The following is a 16,847-nucleotide window of genomic DNA, read 5'->3' as shown; positions in this document are numbered from 1 at the left end:
AACCTCCTATATGTACTTTTCAATTATACGTGAGCAAATTGAGAGAAGATATACTTTAAAAGTGAAAAGTAGTGAAAATCGTTGACAAAAATAACAAGCAAATCTATAATTGTGGTTGCAAAAGATTTGCAACTGGAGGGAATATGAAAAAAATACTGATCATCATAAGCTCTATGCTTATGTTAGCAGGGTGTTCAGCGGCACCACAAAGAGCGTCTTTGGATGTCGTTACAAGTTTCTACCCACTTGCAGATTTCGCTACACGAGTGGGTGGTGAGCATGTAAACGTCTATAATATTCTGCCGAGTGGTGCAGATGCTCACAGTTTTGAACCAACACCCAAAGATATGCAAAAAATCTCAGAAGCAGATTTGTTTATAGTTCATGGTCTTGGATTTGAAGCTTGGACAGATTCAGTGCTCAAGAGTGCGATTGTGAAAAATACGAAAGTATTAACAAGCGGTATGTATAGTGAAGTCATCGAACGTGAACAGATTCACAATGATAAAGGTGAAACGGGACATGAAAGTCATGACCATGATCACGATGACCACGATCATGGTCCGATGGATCCTCATACTTGGTTAGATCCGCTTAATGCACTCCGTCAGGTTGAGGCAATCAAGGAAACATTTATCGCTCTTGATCCAGCGCATGCTGAAGATTACACGGATAATTTTGAGATACTGAAAAAAGAGCTGGAAGACTTGGATAATGCCTACCGAACTGCATTAGATCCGTATGAAGGTAATACTATTGTTGTTGAGCATGAAGCTTTTGGTTATTTAGCACACGCATATGGATTAGAACAACGCGGCGTTATAAATGGACTTCTTAGTGAAGAACCGACACCTCGACGTCTTCAACAATCAATTGACTATATTAAGGAAAATAATATATCTGTATTATATGCGACGCCTTCTGGTTCTTCAAAAACACTAGGTGTCATCCAAAAAGAAACGGGTTCTCACATTTTGGAGCTCTATACCTTAGAAAGTTTGACCCGAACACAGATTGCGGAAGGGGAGAACTATACAACTATTATGTATAAAAACTTAGATTCGTTGAAGGAGGGATTATCTTATGGAAAATAGTCCAATAATAATGGTGCGTAATTTATCATTTTCGTATGATAAACGGTCCGTATTAAAAGATGTTAGTTTTGACATCAATCAAGGAGATTTCTTAGCGCTTGTTGGCGCAAATGGTTCGGGTAAGTCAACATTGATGAAGCTCATGTTGGGCCTTCTAACACCCCAACAAGGTTCAGTTGAAATATTTGGATCCAATATTTTGAATCTCAAAAATTTTGCGTCAATCGGATATGTCCCGCAAGGTGGTCTGGGTACAGTTTCTAACTTTCCAGCTACCGCTTTGGAGGTTGTATTATTACGAATCAAGGGGGGTAACTTTTTCAATTTTTCAAACAAAAAACGTAAAAAACAGGCGATGGATGCATTACGTCACGTTGGACTTGAATCAAAAGCGAATGATTTAATTTCAAATCTTTCAGGTGGTCAATTGCAACGTGTTCTTATTGCACGTGAACTCATGATGAATCCGGAAATTATGTTTCTTGATGAACCTACAAGTGGATTGGATAGTCAATCGATTGCGACACTTTTCGAATTGCTCCAACACATAAACAAAAAGCACAATATAACTATAGTAATGGTTACGCATCAATTGAATCAAGAGAAATTACCCATTAATCGTGTACTTACAGTATCTGATTATGATGTAAAGGAGATATAGAATGTTTCAGTATGAATTTATGAGAAATGCCTTTATTATTGGTGGCATTCTGGCAGTTGCTATTCCATTAATTGGGGTCGTCATTGTATTTAAACATATGTCGATGATCGGAGATGCATTGTCACATGTATCTTTGAGCGGTATTGCGTTAGGACTTATTTTAAATGTTAATCCATTAATAGGTGCGATTGTGATGGCTCTGATTGCGACATTAAGTATCCAAATTATTCAAAATCGTTTTGGGAAATACACTGAGTTAGCGATTGCAGTAATCATGTCTTTTGGGATTGGATTATCAGCAATTTTGATGGGATTTGTAGACAATCCGGCCAATTTTAACAGTTTCCTTTTTGGAAGTATCGTGGCGATAGGCGGAAGTGATAATATTTTGGCCATTATTCTATCAATTGTACTGATTATTGTATCCATATATTTCTATCGTCAATTCTTCTTTATCGCCTTTGACGAAACTTCTGCACATTTTTCAGGAATTAATGTCAAAAGAACAAACATAATCTTCTTAATTTTAACTGCTGTAACAGTTTCTGTCGCCTCTAGAATAGTTGGAGCGCTTATTGTTTCCTCTCTCATGGTAATTCCGACTGCAACAGCAATGCAAGTCGGAAGGAGCTATCGTCAAACAATGTACTATGCAATCCTATTCTCGCTGCTGTCGGTATGGGGTGGTCTTGCTGCATCGTACACATTCGATATTGCACCTGGAGGAACCATCGTTATGGTTGGTATTCTGATTCTACTTGCAGTCATCATTCCAACAGCTATAAAGCATCGACTTAAGTCATAATGGCTATGATATACTATAAATATAAGTGTAAATTACAGTATGATTTACACTTTTTTATTAGGAGGTTACCATGCGATTTTCAAGTATTTCACCGATCACGTTTAAGATTGCTGTGAAAGGCCATATCTTTAAGCGACATGCTCGCAATTTTTTTGATTCTAATCGTTATGCTAAAACATTTTCCGATGTATTGTTACCATATAAAATCTATAGTCATAAGTCATTAATAATGAGAAAGCTAGGAAATACTAACCTACAGCTCCAGTCTAATAAAAAAGTCAATCTAGGCATCGCTGCACCAAAAATCACGAATATTCTAATTCGTCCCCAAGAAACGTTTTCTTTTTGGAGTCTTGTTGGACCACAATCTTGGCGAAGAGGGTATCTTGAGGGTGTGACCATATCAAACGATCGGATATCTCAGGACTATGGTGGTGGCATGTGTCAATTCACCAATTTATTACATTGGATTGTCTTGCATACACCTTTAACAGTTACAGAATATCATTCACATGATCGTTTTGATTTGTTTCCGGATTATAAACGCCAAGTTCCTTTTGGAATTGGAACCTCCATTTATTACAATTACCTTGATTACTGTTTTAAAAACGAAACAGAAAATACATATCAATTATGCGTATGGTGTGATGATACGTATTTAAATGGTGAAATCTACTGTTCAAGTCCGCTCCCCATGAAATATCACATCCGATGTGAAAATGAGGTCTTTGTTATGGAGGACGGGGTTGTTTACCGAAAAAATGACATTTACCGGGTCATGAATGATAAAACTACAGGAATTCAATTAGAAAGAGAACTACTAAAAAGAAATCATGCACGGGTTATGTACGATTATGATTTAATTCCTGTACCTGTTGATGGGATGACTAATGAAGTTGCAAGTTAGGACATTATTTCTAATGCGTTAGATAAGTGGTAAACTAGGAAACATCCTTGATTAATACCAGTGAATTAGGTATAATTGATTCGATATAAATCGTTGAAGAGGAATAGTAATAACACCCCTTAATTTACAGAAACTTAGGATGATGAGACCTAGGAATTAAACTGTTGTGAATTCACCTTGAAGAGAAGCTAATCACTTCCGTGTTGTTTGCGTTAAAAACTTTAGAGATGTATACATTAGTATAAATCAGGATGGTACCGCGCTTGACGTTCCTGGACGTGTGGTACTTTTTTATATTTTAGGAGGAAGTTATGGACTTAAAAGAAATTATGGAAAAAGGTCTTGCAGCAATCGGACAGGCACATTCATTAGAAGCATTGAATGATGTACGTATCGAATATTTAAGCAAAAAAGGCCATCTAACCAAAGTAATGGGAACAATGAAGGATCTCTCAAATGATGAGAAACCGCTGTTTGGAAAGCGCGTCAACGAAGCTAAAGAAGCGATTGACTCAGCACTTAAAGCGAAACAGCAACAATTGGAATCGGCACGGTTAGACGAACAAATGAAAGCTGATGCAATTGACGTAACTATGCCTGGAACACTCTTTAATATTGGAACACAAAACCCAATCATTTCAATTCAACGAGAAATTGAAGAGCTATTCCGTGAAATGGGGTATCAAGTCGTTGAAGGGGATGAGGTTGAATTGGATCTCTACAACTTCGAACGTGCCAATATTCCTCAAGATCATCCTGCTCGTGAGATGCAAGACACTTTCTACATCGATGAGCATACGTTACTTCGTACGCATACCACAGCCATTCAAACACGCACCTTGGAAGCATATGCACCTCATGTTCCGTTAAAAGTAATTTGCCCTGGAAAAGTTTACCGACGTGATGATGATGACGCGACACACTCCCACCAATTTGTTCAAATTGAAGGACTTGTTGTCGGTCATGGTATTACACTGAGTGACTTAAAAGGAACTTTATCACTGTTTGCGAAGCGTATGTTTGGGGAGTCACGTGTGATTCGTTTCCGTCCGTCATATTTTCAGTTTACTGAACCTTCAGTTGAAGTTGATGTATCTTGTCATATTTGTGATGGCAAGGGCTGCAATGTCTGCAAGCAAACTGGTTGGATTGAGATTTTAGGTGCTGGGATGGTTCACCCCCAAGTATTGAAAGATGCTGGTTACACCGATGAAACCCTTACTGGATTTGCATTTGGTGCTGGTGTTGAACGTATTGCCATGCTCAAGTATGGAATCGAAGATATTCGATCATTCTATATTAACGATAAGCGCTTTATTGAGCAGTTTAAGCGATACGAGTAGGAGGAGTCTATGTTAGTTAGTCGAAAATTATTAGGAAGATATGTAGATATTAAAGGAATTACAACTCAAGAAATTGCAGATACCTTAACAAATGCTGGATTAGAAGTTGAAGGTGTCGATAGTTTACTGCAAGGAACAAAACTTGTAGTGGGTCATGTTCTTGAGTGTGAACCACATCCAGACAGTGATCATTTGAACGTCACTCAAGTTGATTTAGGGACTCATGTCGAGCAAATAGTCTGTGGTGCTTCGAATATTGCGAAGGGGCAATACGTTGTTGTTGCGACAGTGGGCGCAGAGCTTAAAAATTTGACCATCAAAGAAACTAAAATTCGGGGCGTTGAATCAAAAGGAATGATTTGCTCTTTATCGGAGTTAGGTGTTGCAGAAAAATTCCTCACAGACGAACAAAAAGAAGGCATCGTTGTTTTACCAGAAGCAAAACCAGGTAGTAACCCAGCAGAAGCATTGGGCTTGGACGATGAGATTATGGATGTGTCACAAACACCAAATCGCTCAGATTTCTTATCTATTTTTGCGATAGCACACGAAGTGAGTGCACTCTTTAAACGTCCATTGACATTACCAACTTTTGAGAATGCTGCATCTGATGGTGCACCAACAAATCTCAAAATCACATCATACACAGAGAAAAGTCCATTGTTCTTGGGTAAAGTTATCAATAAGATCACAATAGGCCAATCTCCAGACTGGATTCGTGAAGCACTAATTGGTTCAGGCATTAAGCCAATCAATAACGTTATTGATATTTCAAACCTTGTTATGTTAGAAACAGGTCAACCACTTCATTTCTATGACATTGATTTCTTAGCGAATCAAGATTTATCCGTCCGTGATGATATTGAAGGAAGTTACGAAGCCCTTGACGACAAAACCTACACATTGAACAAAGGTGACCTCGTTATTATGAATGGCGATACACCAGTTGGAATCGCCGGCATCATGGGACTTGGAAATTCAATGATTCAGGATAATTCACGCGGAATTGTGATTGAAGCTGCTCGTTTTAATCATGTTTCAGTACGAAAAACTGCAACTCGAATTGGTGTAAACACAGACGCTTCAGCACGTTTCACGAAAGCTATGGATCCTTTGTCGGCTCACCAGGCAATGGACCGCGCAGTTCAGCTCTTAATTGAATACGCTGATGCAACTGAAATTGAAGCGACAGTTCAATATGGATCTATTTCCTACGAACCAAAACAAGTATCCATTACAGTTGACCGTATCAATGCTTATCTTGGAACGCATTTAACGGAAGATGTTGTTATGGATGTATTCGAACGACTCTATTTCGCGCCGACGATTAAGGACGGTGTTATTACATGTACCGCACCTTCATTTAGAAATGATATCGAAATTGAAGTGGACCTAATCGAAGAAGTCATCCGCGTTGTTGGATATAATGTTCTTGAAGAAACATTACCGCTCATGGATTTGACGTTGGGTAACTTGACACCATTCCAAAGAAGTATTCGATTAATTGAATCAGTTATGTTAGGTTTTGGTGCGTATCAAACCAACACGTATACTTTAGTTGAAAAAGCGATGACTGAGGGATTCGAAAGTCTTGGAGAACCTGTTGGACTCATGAGTCCAATGAGCGATAAACGTGCATATTTGCGAACCCAATTATTCCCATCAATGCTGGAAGTAGTCGCTTATAACAATGCACATAAAGTAACTGATGGTCTATATTTCGAACATAGTGCAATTACAGCAAAAGACAAAACATCATACCGACTTGCAATAATTGGGCAAGGAAAAGTGTTCAGTGAAAACTGGACAAAGTCATCAGTGGATATTGATTTCTTTAACGTAAAAGGAATGTTGATGTCGTTACTTGATAAACTCGGCTTCAGCGAAAAACGTATCGGCTTTAATACAGATACTGTAGATACATCAGTTTTACATCCTTATAAATCTGCGGAAATTACCTTGAATCGACAACATCTTGGTGTGATTGGTCAGGTGCATCCAACTCTTGCAGATGAACATGACCTCAAAGATGTTATGTATGTTGAGATTGATTTGGACTTGCTTCTCAATCAAAAGCGTGGTCAAATTAAAGCCGCACCCATTGCGAAATATCCAATTGTTACACGAGATCTTGCAATTTTATGCGAGAAGTCTGTTAAAGTTAGCGACTTGAGTGCATCTATTGAGAAGGCATCCCGTCGTTACCTTGTTGGATTAAATGTATTTGATGTGTTTACATCTGAAAAACTTGGTGAAAAGCAATCCATTGCTTTTAAATTATCAATGGGCCAGAATCGTACTTTATCGGTTGAAGAAGTTCAAGAAGTAATGGATGCCATTACGCAAGAACTTGTATCAAAATATAATGTAGAAATTCGTTAACATAGACAATAGAGGAGGAAAATTTATGGGACGCGCATTTGAAGTTCGAAAAGCATCCATGGCGAAAACGAACGCAGCTAAAACAAAAGTTTATTCACGCTATGGAAAAGAGATTTATATGGCTGCGAAGGCAGGGGTTCCTGACCCGGAAATGAACGTTGGCTTGAAACGTATTATTGATGAAGCCCGTGCAAAACAAGTTCCTGCTGATGTCATTAAACGTGCTATTGAAAAAGCTAAAGGTGGATCAGAAGAGAGTTATCATGCTGTAACGTATGAAGGATTTGGACCTGGAGCTTCAACCTTTATTGTTGAATGTTTAACGGACAATGATAACCGTACTGTCAGTGAGGTGCGTAACTGCTTCACAAAATCCAAAGGAAAAATGGGCGTAAGTGGTAGTGTTATGCATGGTTATGACCATGTAGGAATTCTTTCATTTGAATACGATAACGACGAAGCGATCATGGAGGTCTTACTCGAAAATGATGTTGATCTTCAAGATATCGAACTGGAAGAAGGCTCTATTACAGTAACAGTAGATACTGCCAGCCTCCATAAAGCAAAAGAGGCAATCGAAACATTATTACCAGACGTGACGTTTGATCTTCTTGAAATTACATTCTTACCACATGAGTATGTTGGGGTTGATGAAGAAGATCAAGCCAATTTTGAAAAACTCATTAACATGCTTGATGAAGTCGAAGATGTTCAAAATGTCTTCCATAATGCGAAACTTTAAGATGAAAATTGTGTGGTAAATAATCACAACGCTTGAGACTTCTTAACAAATCCCTTATAATTTAAACATGAAAAGGGGGTATACATATGGAAAATATTGTAGATAAAGCAAAAGAACTTTTAGAAAAAACAAAAGATCAAGCAAGCGAAACCACCGACGAACTTAAAGATAAAGCCAGTGATGTAGCTGAAGATCTTAAAGAAAAAGCAGATGAACTAGCTGATAAAGCTGGTAAAACTGCTGAAAATCTAAAAGACAAAGCAGAAGATGTCGTTGAAGACATCAAAGAAAAATTCAATAAATAAAAAGACGCCATCAGGCGTCTTTTTATTTGTGAGTGTGTAAATGAAATCAGTGTGTGATATGATAGAGAAAACGGAGGTATTGTGATGTTCGACTATCTAAATGTTTCAGATGATGTTTCGCTATTTTATATGAAGCACTTGGTTCCAAATCCACGCGGAACTATTGTAATGTGTCACGGATTTACAAATCATAGTGGAGATTATGAACATTATATCAAAATGCTAAATGCCGAGAACTATTCAGTGTACAGTTATGATATGCGTGGTCATGGAAAAACATCTTCTGAACTGGGTGATCTTGATCATTATCAGACGTATGTCAATGATTTACATGTTATGGTTCGCATGGCTTTAAGAGAAAACCTACATATACCATTATTTACGCTTGGGTTTAGCATGGGTGGGTTGGTTTCTGCTATGTTTGGAGTTCAGTATCCCAATACGCTTAGTGGGCAACTTTTTCTAGGACCTGCAGTTGGTTATGTTGCTGCAGTCGAAGGGAATTTGAAGTATTTAACGTCTTTAGGTGGTAAAATTGCCCCGAATCTATGGGTTGAATTTAAGGGTGATACAATTAGTTTGAACGATCCGCGCAAAAAAGAAACCCTTGAAGATAACTTTGTTTTCACGAGCAAAAATCCATTGCAACGAAAATACTACACAATGCGATTTGTTAATACGGTATTTGTTGCAGCGCCTAATTATCTTCTAGACGTACTCCAAGATTATCGTTATCCATGTTTTATTATGCATGGTGCATTGGATAAAACAGTTCATTCAAATGTCGGCAAGCACTTTTATGATACGATTTCGTCAAAAGACAAGTCTTGGAAGTTGTATGAAGGCATGCATCATGTCCTCTATGATGAGCCTGATGGTGATACTGTAATTATGGATTCAATTGCGTGGCTCAACGCAAGGACATCTCCCCAAAAATAAAACTGTCAGTTATCTGACAGTTTTTTTCTTATAATTCTTCGAGTTTTTTAGGGAAGTGAGTGCGTCCCAAACGAATCATCCATTTGTAGCATAAAAATGCAAAGACAACGATCATTACTGTAATTAATGGTGCGGATATAATAAGCTCAGTATTTAAGATAATAAAGACGCTAATAATCGATAGCCCCATCATAACAAACATTGGGACAACAGCCATAAAGTTATTCTTAACGGCTTGTTGTTCGTTTTCCCAGTTCAGTTTCGGTGCGTATACGTCAGTTACCATTGCGATTGTATTCTCACAGACAGTAGCAAGTACTGCAGCAATCATATAACCTATAAATGATAAGACTGGGACCCTAACAATAATAAGTCCGACCACCCCGATTAGAAGTGGAACGATAACCATCGTTAATGTTCCAAGTAAGATTTTTGCTTGAAGTAGTGTTTCAAACGGAATCGGCATGACTGAGAAGCTAAGCATTGAGCGCCCTTCTCTAGAGAATGCAGTGGACGATATTGTTCCCATTGCACTCATGAAAAATGCGATTAAGAATCCTCCGACAAAGAAAATCATGAGGAGTTGCATACTATCAACTTGTTTGAAGAAGTCTGCAACCATTGGTAAACCACCCATCATTTCAACTAAACCGCCACTGAGCAATATTGGAAGGAACATAAAGAGAGGCATGATTAATACGACTAAAAAGTAATTCATCATGTATGTTGGTGTTCGCAAAATATTTTTAAAATCATATTCCAGTATAGCCCGACGTTGTGATTTTGAAATGCTTTCACTGTAGGTTTCGGAATGTGACATTTTACGTTTTTTAGCGGTACCTTCGCTAATACCGATAGCCCCTTTAAAATACATAAATTGTGTTAAGAAAATAATTGCTATCGTACTTACGATAGAAATAACAATTCCAATTAGAATGGACAATAAGGATGTATTCACGATACCTCGTGCTAAGAAATCGCTACTTGGGAAGATGCCACTCAAGAGATTAACAAGTGCGTTATCGCCAGATTGTAGCGATAGGAGCATTTGCTCGATATTAAAGGATGACTCTGGATCAGCAATTTGAATTGCGAATATAAAGAAGAAGACCATCGCAAATCCAATGAACATGGATATATAGGTAAATACATCTTTATTCTTAAAGAAAGGAATAAATGTAAAGAGAATAATAATGATTCCGACTGACAATGCAACCGGTAATAGTGGTAAGAAGAGATTCGCAAGGATGTAAAATGGAATGAAGGACCATCCCGGATTCACAACTACAAAGTATGCGATTCCAAAGGGAATCGTAAACATTGCCATTTGCTCAACCATAAGGATAAACGTTGTCATTAATTTTGCACTTACAATCTCAAGTGGTCGAATCGGCATAACGAGAAGCCGCTCTATGTCTTTAGAAAAATAGAATACAGTGGGTGTAAAGATGATTCCCATTAGTAATAGATAGACAGATACGCCAATAAATAATAATTGGATTGCTAGGCCAGGTTGACCGACTGCATTGAGTGCAGCAATTAGTTGGTATGAGAAGAATCCGACAATTCCGAAGATATACAGATAGAGAATTCCGAATAGGATTTTACGTCCCACAGAGGACATACGCTTGTTTTTCTTCTTTTTACGTTGACTGAGTCCAGATTGCATAATCTGATCGCGAGATGTTTTAAGGAGCACTCGAGTCAAGGTGATGATGCGACTTATCATTTGGTAAGCTCCAAGAAGATTTCTTCAAGTGAAAGTTCATCATACTGTGCTTTCAAGTCTTCAAGGATACCAGTATAGACGATTTTTCCATGATTAATGATTGCAATGCGATCACATAGTTTTTCTGCAACCTCTAGGACGTGTGTCGAAAAGAAGACTGACTTTTGTTGATTAGCGCGCTCACGCATTAATTGCTTGAGAACATATGAAGATTGAGGGTCGAGTCCTGTAAGTGGTTCATCTAAAATCAACAGGTATGGATCATGAATCAAGACACCCATAACCATCATCTTTTGACGCATTCCATGTGAATACGAATCAATGCGATCTCCGAGTGCTTCTTCCATTTTTAATAATTCAGAATAATGACGAATTCGTTCTTGACGTAACTGCGTATCGACTCCGTACATATCAGCGACAAAGTTTAAGTACTCAATGCCTTTCAATTTTAAGAAAGCATTTGGATCATCAGATACATATCCAAATTGTTGTTTTGCGTGGATGGGATCACTAAAGATATTGTAACCATTGATCTCGATATTCCCTGAATCCGGTGCGAGAATGCCTGTAAGCATCTTAATGGTTGTTGTTTTCCCCGCACCATTTGGTCCGATAAATCCAACAATTTCCCCTGGTTGGATTGTTAATGTTAAATCATCAACGGCTTTGTGGTCTCCGCTGTAAGTTTTTGAAACATTTTGAATAGCAATCATAAACTTCTCCTTTTAGTGTGTGACTACACTAACACAATAGCACGACAGCACAAAAAAAGCAACGAAATCGTTGCTTACATCCATGTTATTTTTCGTTCAGTATGGCTCATAATACGCTTGATATTTTCACGATGTCTAACAACGACAATGACGGAAATAATGACGCTAGCCAACGTTACACGAATATCAGGTTGTGTTAATGCAATAATCAATGCTCCAGCAGGAACCGCAATAATTGATGAGAGCGAAACAATCTTTGTAATATAAAGTAATAAGACAAAGATTGCGAGCGGTAATACAAAGTGCAACAACACATTATGTGTTATTAATATGGAAACACTTAAATAAAATCCCATAGCAGTTGAAACGGCTTTACCACCTTTGAAATTTGCGAAAACAGGGAAACAATGACCGATTGTTGCAAAGAATCCCGCAAATATCATCGCATCAGGTGCAATAAAATACGTAATCACCATTGCAATTGCAGCTTTCAATACATCGAAGATAATGACGAAAATCCCAGCTCTTTTACCTAACGTACGACCAGCATTGGTCCCGCCAAGATTTCCGGATCCGTGTTGGCGTATATCTGTTTTATAGAAAACTTTTCCAATAACTAATGCAAATGGAATCGACCCTAAGAGATAACCAATCAAGGATGCAATAAAATAATTCATATGTTCACCTCAAATTGTTTGAATACCAAATAATTATACACTATTTGGTAGTTTTGAAGCAAAAGAATTAGTGATAACTTCAATTCTTTGAAAAGCGTGTTATAATTACGCTTGAAAAGGAGTTGGGGTAACTTGAGTAAACAAGATTATTCAGCATCAAGTATTGAAATACTTGAGGGGCTTGAAGCCGTTCGTAAGCGTCCCGGGATGTATATCGGATCTACAGATCAACGTGGTCTACATCATTTAGTTTGGGAAATTATGGATAATGCGATAGACGAAGCGCTTAACGGTTATGGTAAGTCTATTAAAATAGTAATTGAAGATGATATGACACTTTCAGTACGTGATGAAGGACGTGGAATGCCGATTGAACTCCATAAAAGTGGAGTTAGTGCACTTCAGGTTATTTTTACAGTGTTGCATGCAGGTGGAAAATTTTCAGCTGAAGGAGGCTATAAAACGAGTGGAGGGCTTCACGGTGTTGGAGCATCTGTCGTTAATGCCTTAAGTGAAGAAGTAGAAGTCAAAGTGTACCGTAAAGACGGTACTTATAAAATGAATTTTAGTAATGGTGGTAAAGCTGCAACAGAACTTGAACAAATTTCTGAACGCGGGCCAATTGGAAGTTACGTCCGTTTCAAAGCGGATTCACTAATTTTTAAAAATAGTAAGTTTAATTTCGACACCATTTGCGAGCGTGTTCAAGAGAGCGCGTTTCTCTTACAAGGCATTCGTTTTACCGTTGTCGACGAACGTATCGATGAGACACGTGACTTTGAATACGAAGATGGACTCAATGCATTCATGGCATATATTCATGAAGATACTGAAGTCTTAAGTGAAGTTATTACCTTAACAGGAAAGTCTGAGTCCATTGATGTGAAAATTGCATTACAATACAACGAAGGATACAACGAAGATACCTATTCATATGTAAACTTAGTGCGCACTCATGACGGAGGAACCCACGTAGCAGGTTTTCGTAGTGGCTTTACCAAGGTTATTAATGAATATGCGCGTAAACACAATATTCTAAAAGAAAAAGATAAGAACTTCGAGGGTGGTGACATTCGAGAAGGTTTATCGACTATTATTTCAGTCGGAATTCCTGAAGATATTTTACAATTTGAGGGACAAACAAAAGGGAAGTTAGGGACACCAATTGCCCGGGTCGTCGTTGATTCAATCATCACCGAACAACTTCCATACTATTTGGATACACATCATGAAGAAGCCATGAAGATTATTCAAAAGATTCAAAAAGCGAGCCATGCGCGACAAGCAGCACGTAAAGCTCGTGAACAAGCCCGTTCAGGGAAGAAAAACCGCATCGAACGCTTGTTGTCGGGGAAACTTGCGAATGCTCAAACACGAAACAAGAATAAAAATGAACTTTTCCTTGTAGAGGGTGACTCTGCTGGTGGAAGTGCAAAACAAGGTCGTGACAGTAAGTTTCAGGCAATTCTACCATTACGTGGTAAAGTATTGAATACACAAAAAGCAAAGTTTGATGATATCTTGAAAAACGAAGAGTTGAACACGATTATTCATACAATTGGCGCAGGTGTTGGGAAAGAATTTGATGTTGATGACAGCAACTACCGTAAAATCATCATTATGACCGATGCGGATACCGATGGTGCGCACATTCAGGTGCTACTGTTAACCTTCTTCTTTAGACATATGCGCCCGCTTGTTGAAGCAGGGTATGTTTACATCGCTCAACCGCCATTGTATCGTGTAAAATCAGGAAAAAATCTCCATTACTGCTATAGTGATGAAGAACTTGATAACTACCGCGAAAAATATGGCAAAATTGAAATTCAACGTTATAAAGGACTTGGTGAAATGAACGCTGATCAACTATGGGAAACTACAATGGATCCTTCAACACGATCACTGATCCAAGTTCAAATCGACGACTTTTTAGCTGCTGACAAACGTGTGTCAGTTCTAATGGGTGATAAAGTTGATCCACGCCGTGACTGGATTGAAAAGAATGTCGCGTTTACATTGGAGGAGGAACAAAATGTCGCATGATACAATAATTCAATTGCCAATTGAAGACATCGTTGGTGAACGTTTTGGTCGTTATTCCAAGTACATTATTCAAGAACGCGCCCTTCCTGATGTTCGAGATGGGTTAAAACCTGTTCAACGTCGTATTTTGTACGCGATGCATCACGATCGAAATCATTTTGACAAAGCATATCGTAAGTCTGCGAAAACGGTTGGACTTGTAATTGGTAACTATCACCCTCATGGTGACAGTTCTGTTTATGATGCGATGGTGCGTATGTCACAGGAGTGGAAATACAATATGCCCTTGATCGATATGCAAGGGAATAATGGGAGTATTGATGATGACCCTGCGGCGGCGATGCGATATACCGAAGCACGTCTCAGTAAAATATCCCATTCGTTGTTAGAAAATATCGATGAAGATGTTGTTCCGTTTGTACTGAACTTTGATGATACCGAATGGGAACCGTCAGTATTGCCAGCTCGCTATCCAAACTTGTTGATCAATGGATCAACAGGAATTGCTGCAGGTTATGCAACGAATATTCCACCATTCAACTTAAAGGAAGTTATGGATGCGGCAATCTTCCGTTTACACAACCCTGAAAGTAACGTTGATGATATCATGACATTTATTCAAGGGCCAGATTTTCCTACTGGTGCTATCATCCAAGGAAAAGAGGGTATCCGTGATATCTTAACCAAAGGTCGTGGTCGTGTTGTCGTTCGTGCAAAAACAGAAATTGTCGAAAATAAGACCATGAAGCAAATTGTAATTACGGAACTACCGTATGAAGTTATTAAATCCAATGTTGTCAAAAAGATTGATGAACTTCGTTTTACGAAAGCAAATCAAGGGTTTGGAGATGTCATGGATGTGCGTGATGAATCCGACCGTAATGGATTGCGAATTGTTATTGATTGCAAACGTGATGCAGATGCAGAAAGTATTCTAAATCTCTTTTACAAACAGACAGAATTACAAGTTTATTACAATGCGAATATGGTTGCGATTGTTGATCAACGTCCGCAAGTCTGTGGTGTACTCGAAATTCTCGATGCGTATCTAGAATTTCGTCAAGAAATTGTCCTGAATCGAAGTAAGTACCGCTATGCACAAAAAGAAAAACGAATCCATATTCTCGAGGGACTCATGAAAGCAACATCGATATTAGATGAAATTATCGCAATTATTCGTGCTTCCAATAACCGCGGTGAGTCACGCGATAACATTATGGAAGCATTCGGTTTCACACATGAACAAGCAAGTGCAATCGTTGATCTACAACTCTACCGTTTATCATCAACTGATATCAATGCATTACGTGATGAATTTGCGAAACTTGCGAATGAAATGGATTATTTAGAGACAGTAATCAACCACAAAGAAATGTTAAACAGCCTCATCATTAAAGAATTCCAAGAAGTTCGTGACACATTTGAAGTGCCACGCCGTTCTGTTATTGAAAATGAAATTTCTAACCTGGAAGTTGACCATTTAAGTTTGATTTCAAATGAACAAGTAATGCTCACACTTACACGTAATGGATATCTCAAACGAGTATCACTTCGTTCTTATGGCTCCAGTCAGAAAGAAATCTTTGCACTTAACGAAGACGATCGTATGGTCTTGAGTAGTGAAGTTGAAACCACGGACTATCTTGTTTATACGACAACAAAGGGTCGATATGGTATCCTTCTTGTTCATGAAATTGAAGAAGCACGTTGGCGTGATATTGGATCACATATGACGCAATATATGAAACTTGATCCGGAAGAAAAGATAATTAGTGCATTTACGCTTAAATCATTTGATACACACATGTTTGTTGTAACCACGAGTGCACAAGGAATGATTAAGAAAACCGCAATATCTGATTTGGAAGTTAAGCGTACCAATAGACTTTATGACATCATGAAGCTGGGTAAAGATGATGTCCTCATCGATACTTCGATTGCCTACGAACATGACCATCTCATGATTGTAACGCGATTGGGTCAATTAATTCGCATTGATTTGGCCGATGTAAATCCAATTGGTGTTCGAGCTAAAGGTGTGATTGGAATTAAAGTTCGAGTAGGGGATCGTGCCGTAGCTGCAGGAATTTTCCATGACGAAACTGAAGTTGTGATAATGTCTGAACGCGGTCAATTCAAACGTATGAAACAAGATGAGATTCCAGTTCATAATCGTGCAACACTTGGCTCAAGTATTATGAAAACTGTGAAGAGTAATCCTCATTACGTCCAAGATGTTGTTATTGCTAAACTCCAAGATGATATTTTCATCTATAACGACCATCTCACAATTGTATTAGTAAAAGATGTTCCACTTATGGGTGTTGATGCAACATTCTCAAACGTAACCTCTGAAGCAGGTTTCACAATCTTGCATCCACGAATTCACGTTCCCGTTGTTGCAATCCCGCAAAATGCGGAAATAACGCATACTGAACCTTTGAAGTTTGATATATAATTCTGTATAATTGTTAGGTGATATAACCAAGCAAATACAACCAACATCT

14 protein-coding genes are annotated in these 16,847 nt (G+C 38.3%); 11 read left to right on the top strand and 3 right to left on the bottom strand.

Features of this window, described 5'->3' with window-relative positions:
* Positions 1–143: 143 nt before the first annotated feature.
* The 9 genes from GVV22_RS01970 (at position 144) to GVV22_RS01930 (ending at position 9,178) form a co-directional block, all read left to right on the top strand.
* On the top strand, positions 144–1,094 hold the full coding sequence (locus tag GVV22_RS01970) for a metal ABC transporter substrate-binding protein (protein WP_159648515.1): 951 nt from the start codon (positions 144–146) through the stop codon (positions 1,092–1,094).
* A complete protein-coding gene (locus tag GVV22_RS01965) occupies positions 1,084–1,755 on the top strand; it encodes a metal ABC transporter ATP-binding protein (RefSeq protein ID WP_159648514.1) in 672 nt (223 codons plus the stop codon). The genes GVV22_RS01970 and GVV22_RS01965 overlap by 11 nt, the downstream gene beginning before the upstream one ends.
* Position 1,756: 1 nt before the next feature.
* Positions 1,757–2,560 (top strand): metal ABC transporter permease, encoded by an 804-nt coding sequence (locus GVV22_RS01960; RefSeq protein WP_159648513.1) that lies wholly within the window; start codon positions 1,757–1,759, stop codon positions 2,558–2,560.
* A gap of 70 nt (positions 2,561–2,630) precedes the next feature.
* The gene (locus tag GVV22_RS01955) at positions 2,631–3,467 is read left to right on the top strand and encodes a VanW family protein (protein WP_159648512.1); all 837 of its coding nucleotides are present in this window, start codon (positions 2,631–2,633) and stop codon (positions 3,465–3,467) included.
* Positions 3,468–3,778: 311 nt separating this feature from the next.
* A complete protein-coding gene (gene pheS / locus GVV22_RS01950; RefSeq protein ID WP_159648511.1) occupies positions 3,779–4,810 on the top strand; it encodes a phenylalanine--tRNA ligase subunit alpha in 1,032 nt (343 codons plus the stop codon).
* Between the two features lie 9 nt (positions 4,811–4,819).
* A complete protein-coding gene (gene pheT / locus GVV22_RS01945) occupies positions 4,820–7,192 on the top strand; it encodes a phenylalanine--tRNA ligase subunit beta (RefSeq protein WP_159648510.1) in 2,373 nt (790 codons plus the stop codon).
* Positions 7,193–7,217: 25 nt separating this feature from the next.
* A complete protein-coding gene (locus GVV22_RS01940) occupies positions 7,218–7,934 on the top strand; it encodes a YebC/PmpR family DNA-binding transcriptional regulator (protein WP_159648509.1) in 717 nt (238 codons plus the stop codon).
* Between the two features lie 86 nt (positions 7,935–8,020).
* Positions 8,021–8,239 (top strand): YtxH domain-containing protein, encoded by a 219-nt coding sequence (locus tag GVV22_RS01935; protein WP_159645915.1) that lies wholly within the window; start codon positions 8,021–8,023, stop codon positions 8,237–8,239.
* A gap of 84 nt (positions 8,240–8,323) precedes the next feature.
* Positions 8,324–9,178 carry an alpha/beta fold hydrolase gene (locus tag GVV22_RS01930; RefSeq protein WP_159648508.1) on the top strand — a complete coding sequence of 285 codons (855 nt, stop codon included), beginning with the start codon at positions 8,324–8,326 and terminating at the stop codon, positions 9,176–9,178.
* A gap of 28 nt (positions 9,179–9,206) precedes the next feature.
* Here the strand turns inward: GVV22_RS01930 and GVV22_RS01925 are convergent, their stop codons facing one another.
* From GVV22_RS01925 to plsY, 3 genes are all read right to left on the bottom strand, one after another.
* Positions 9,207–10,907 (bottom strand): hypothetical protein, encoded by a 1,701-nt coding sequence (locus GVV22_RS01925; RefSeq protein WP_159648507.1) that lies wholly within the window; start codon positions 10,905–10,907, stop codon positions 9,207–9,209.
* Complete coding sequence (locus tag GVV22_RS01920; protein ID WP_159641387.1) at positions 10,904–11,620, bottom strand: ABC transporter ATP-binding protein; 717 nt, start codon at positions 11,618–11,620, stop codon at positions 10,904–10,906. The genes GVV22_RS01925 and GVV22_RS01920 overlap by 4 nt, the downstream gene beginning before the upstream one ends.
* Before the next feature lie 74 nt (positions 11,621–11,694).
* Entirely contained in the window at positions 11,695–12,297 is a 603-nt protein-coding gene (gene plsY / locus GVV22_RS01915; RefSeq protein WP_159648506.1) for a glycerol-3-phosphate 1-O-acyltransferase PlsY, read from the bottom strand.
* 132 nt (positions 12,298–12,429) lie between these two features.
* On the opposite strand from plsY, the gene parE reads away from it, so the two are divergent.
* On the top strand, positions 12,430–14,340 hold the full coding sequence (gene parE, locus GVV22_RS01910; RefSeq protein ID WP_159648505.1) for a DNA topoisomerase IV subunit B: 1,911 nt from the start codon (positions 12,430–12,432) through the stop codon (positions 14,338–14,340).
* Positions 14,330–16,798: a DNA topoisomerase IV subunit A gene (gene parC, locus GVV22_RS01905; protein WP_159648504.1), complete on the top strand. Its 2,469-nt coding sequence runs from the start codon at positions 14,330–14,332 to the stop codon at positions 16,796–16,798. Before parE ends, parC begins: the two co-directional genes overlap by 11 nt.
* The last annotated feature ends 49 nt before the right edge of the window (positions 16,799–16,847 follow it).

Source organism: Erysipelothrix aquatica, assembly GCF_009828825.1.
Taxonomy (GTDB): domain Bacteria; phylum Bacillota_I; class Bacilli_A; order Erysipelotrichales; family Erysipelotrichaceae; genus Erysipelothrix; species Erysipelothrix aquatica_A.
The sequence above is the reverse complement of the archived record's forward strand: the minus strand, read 5'-3'. Positions and strand labels throughout refer to the sequence as shown.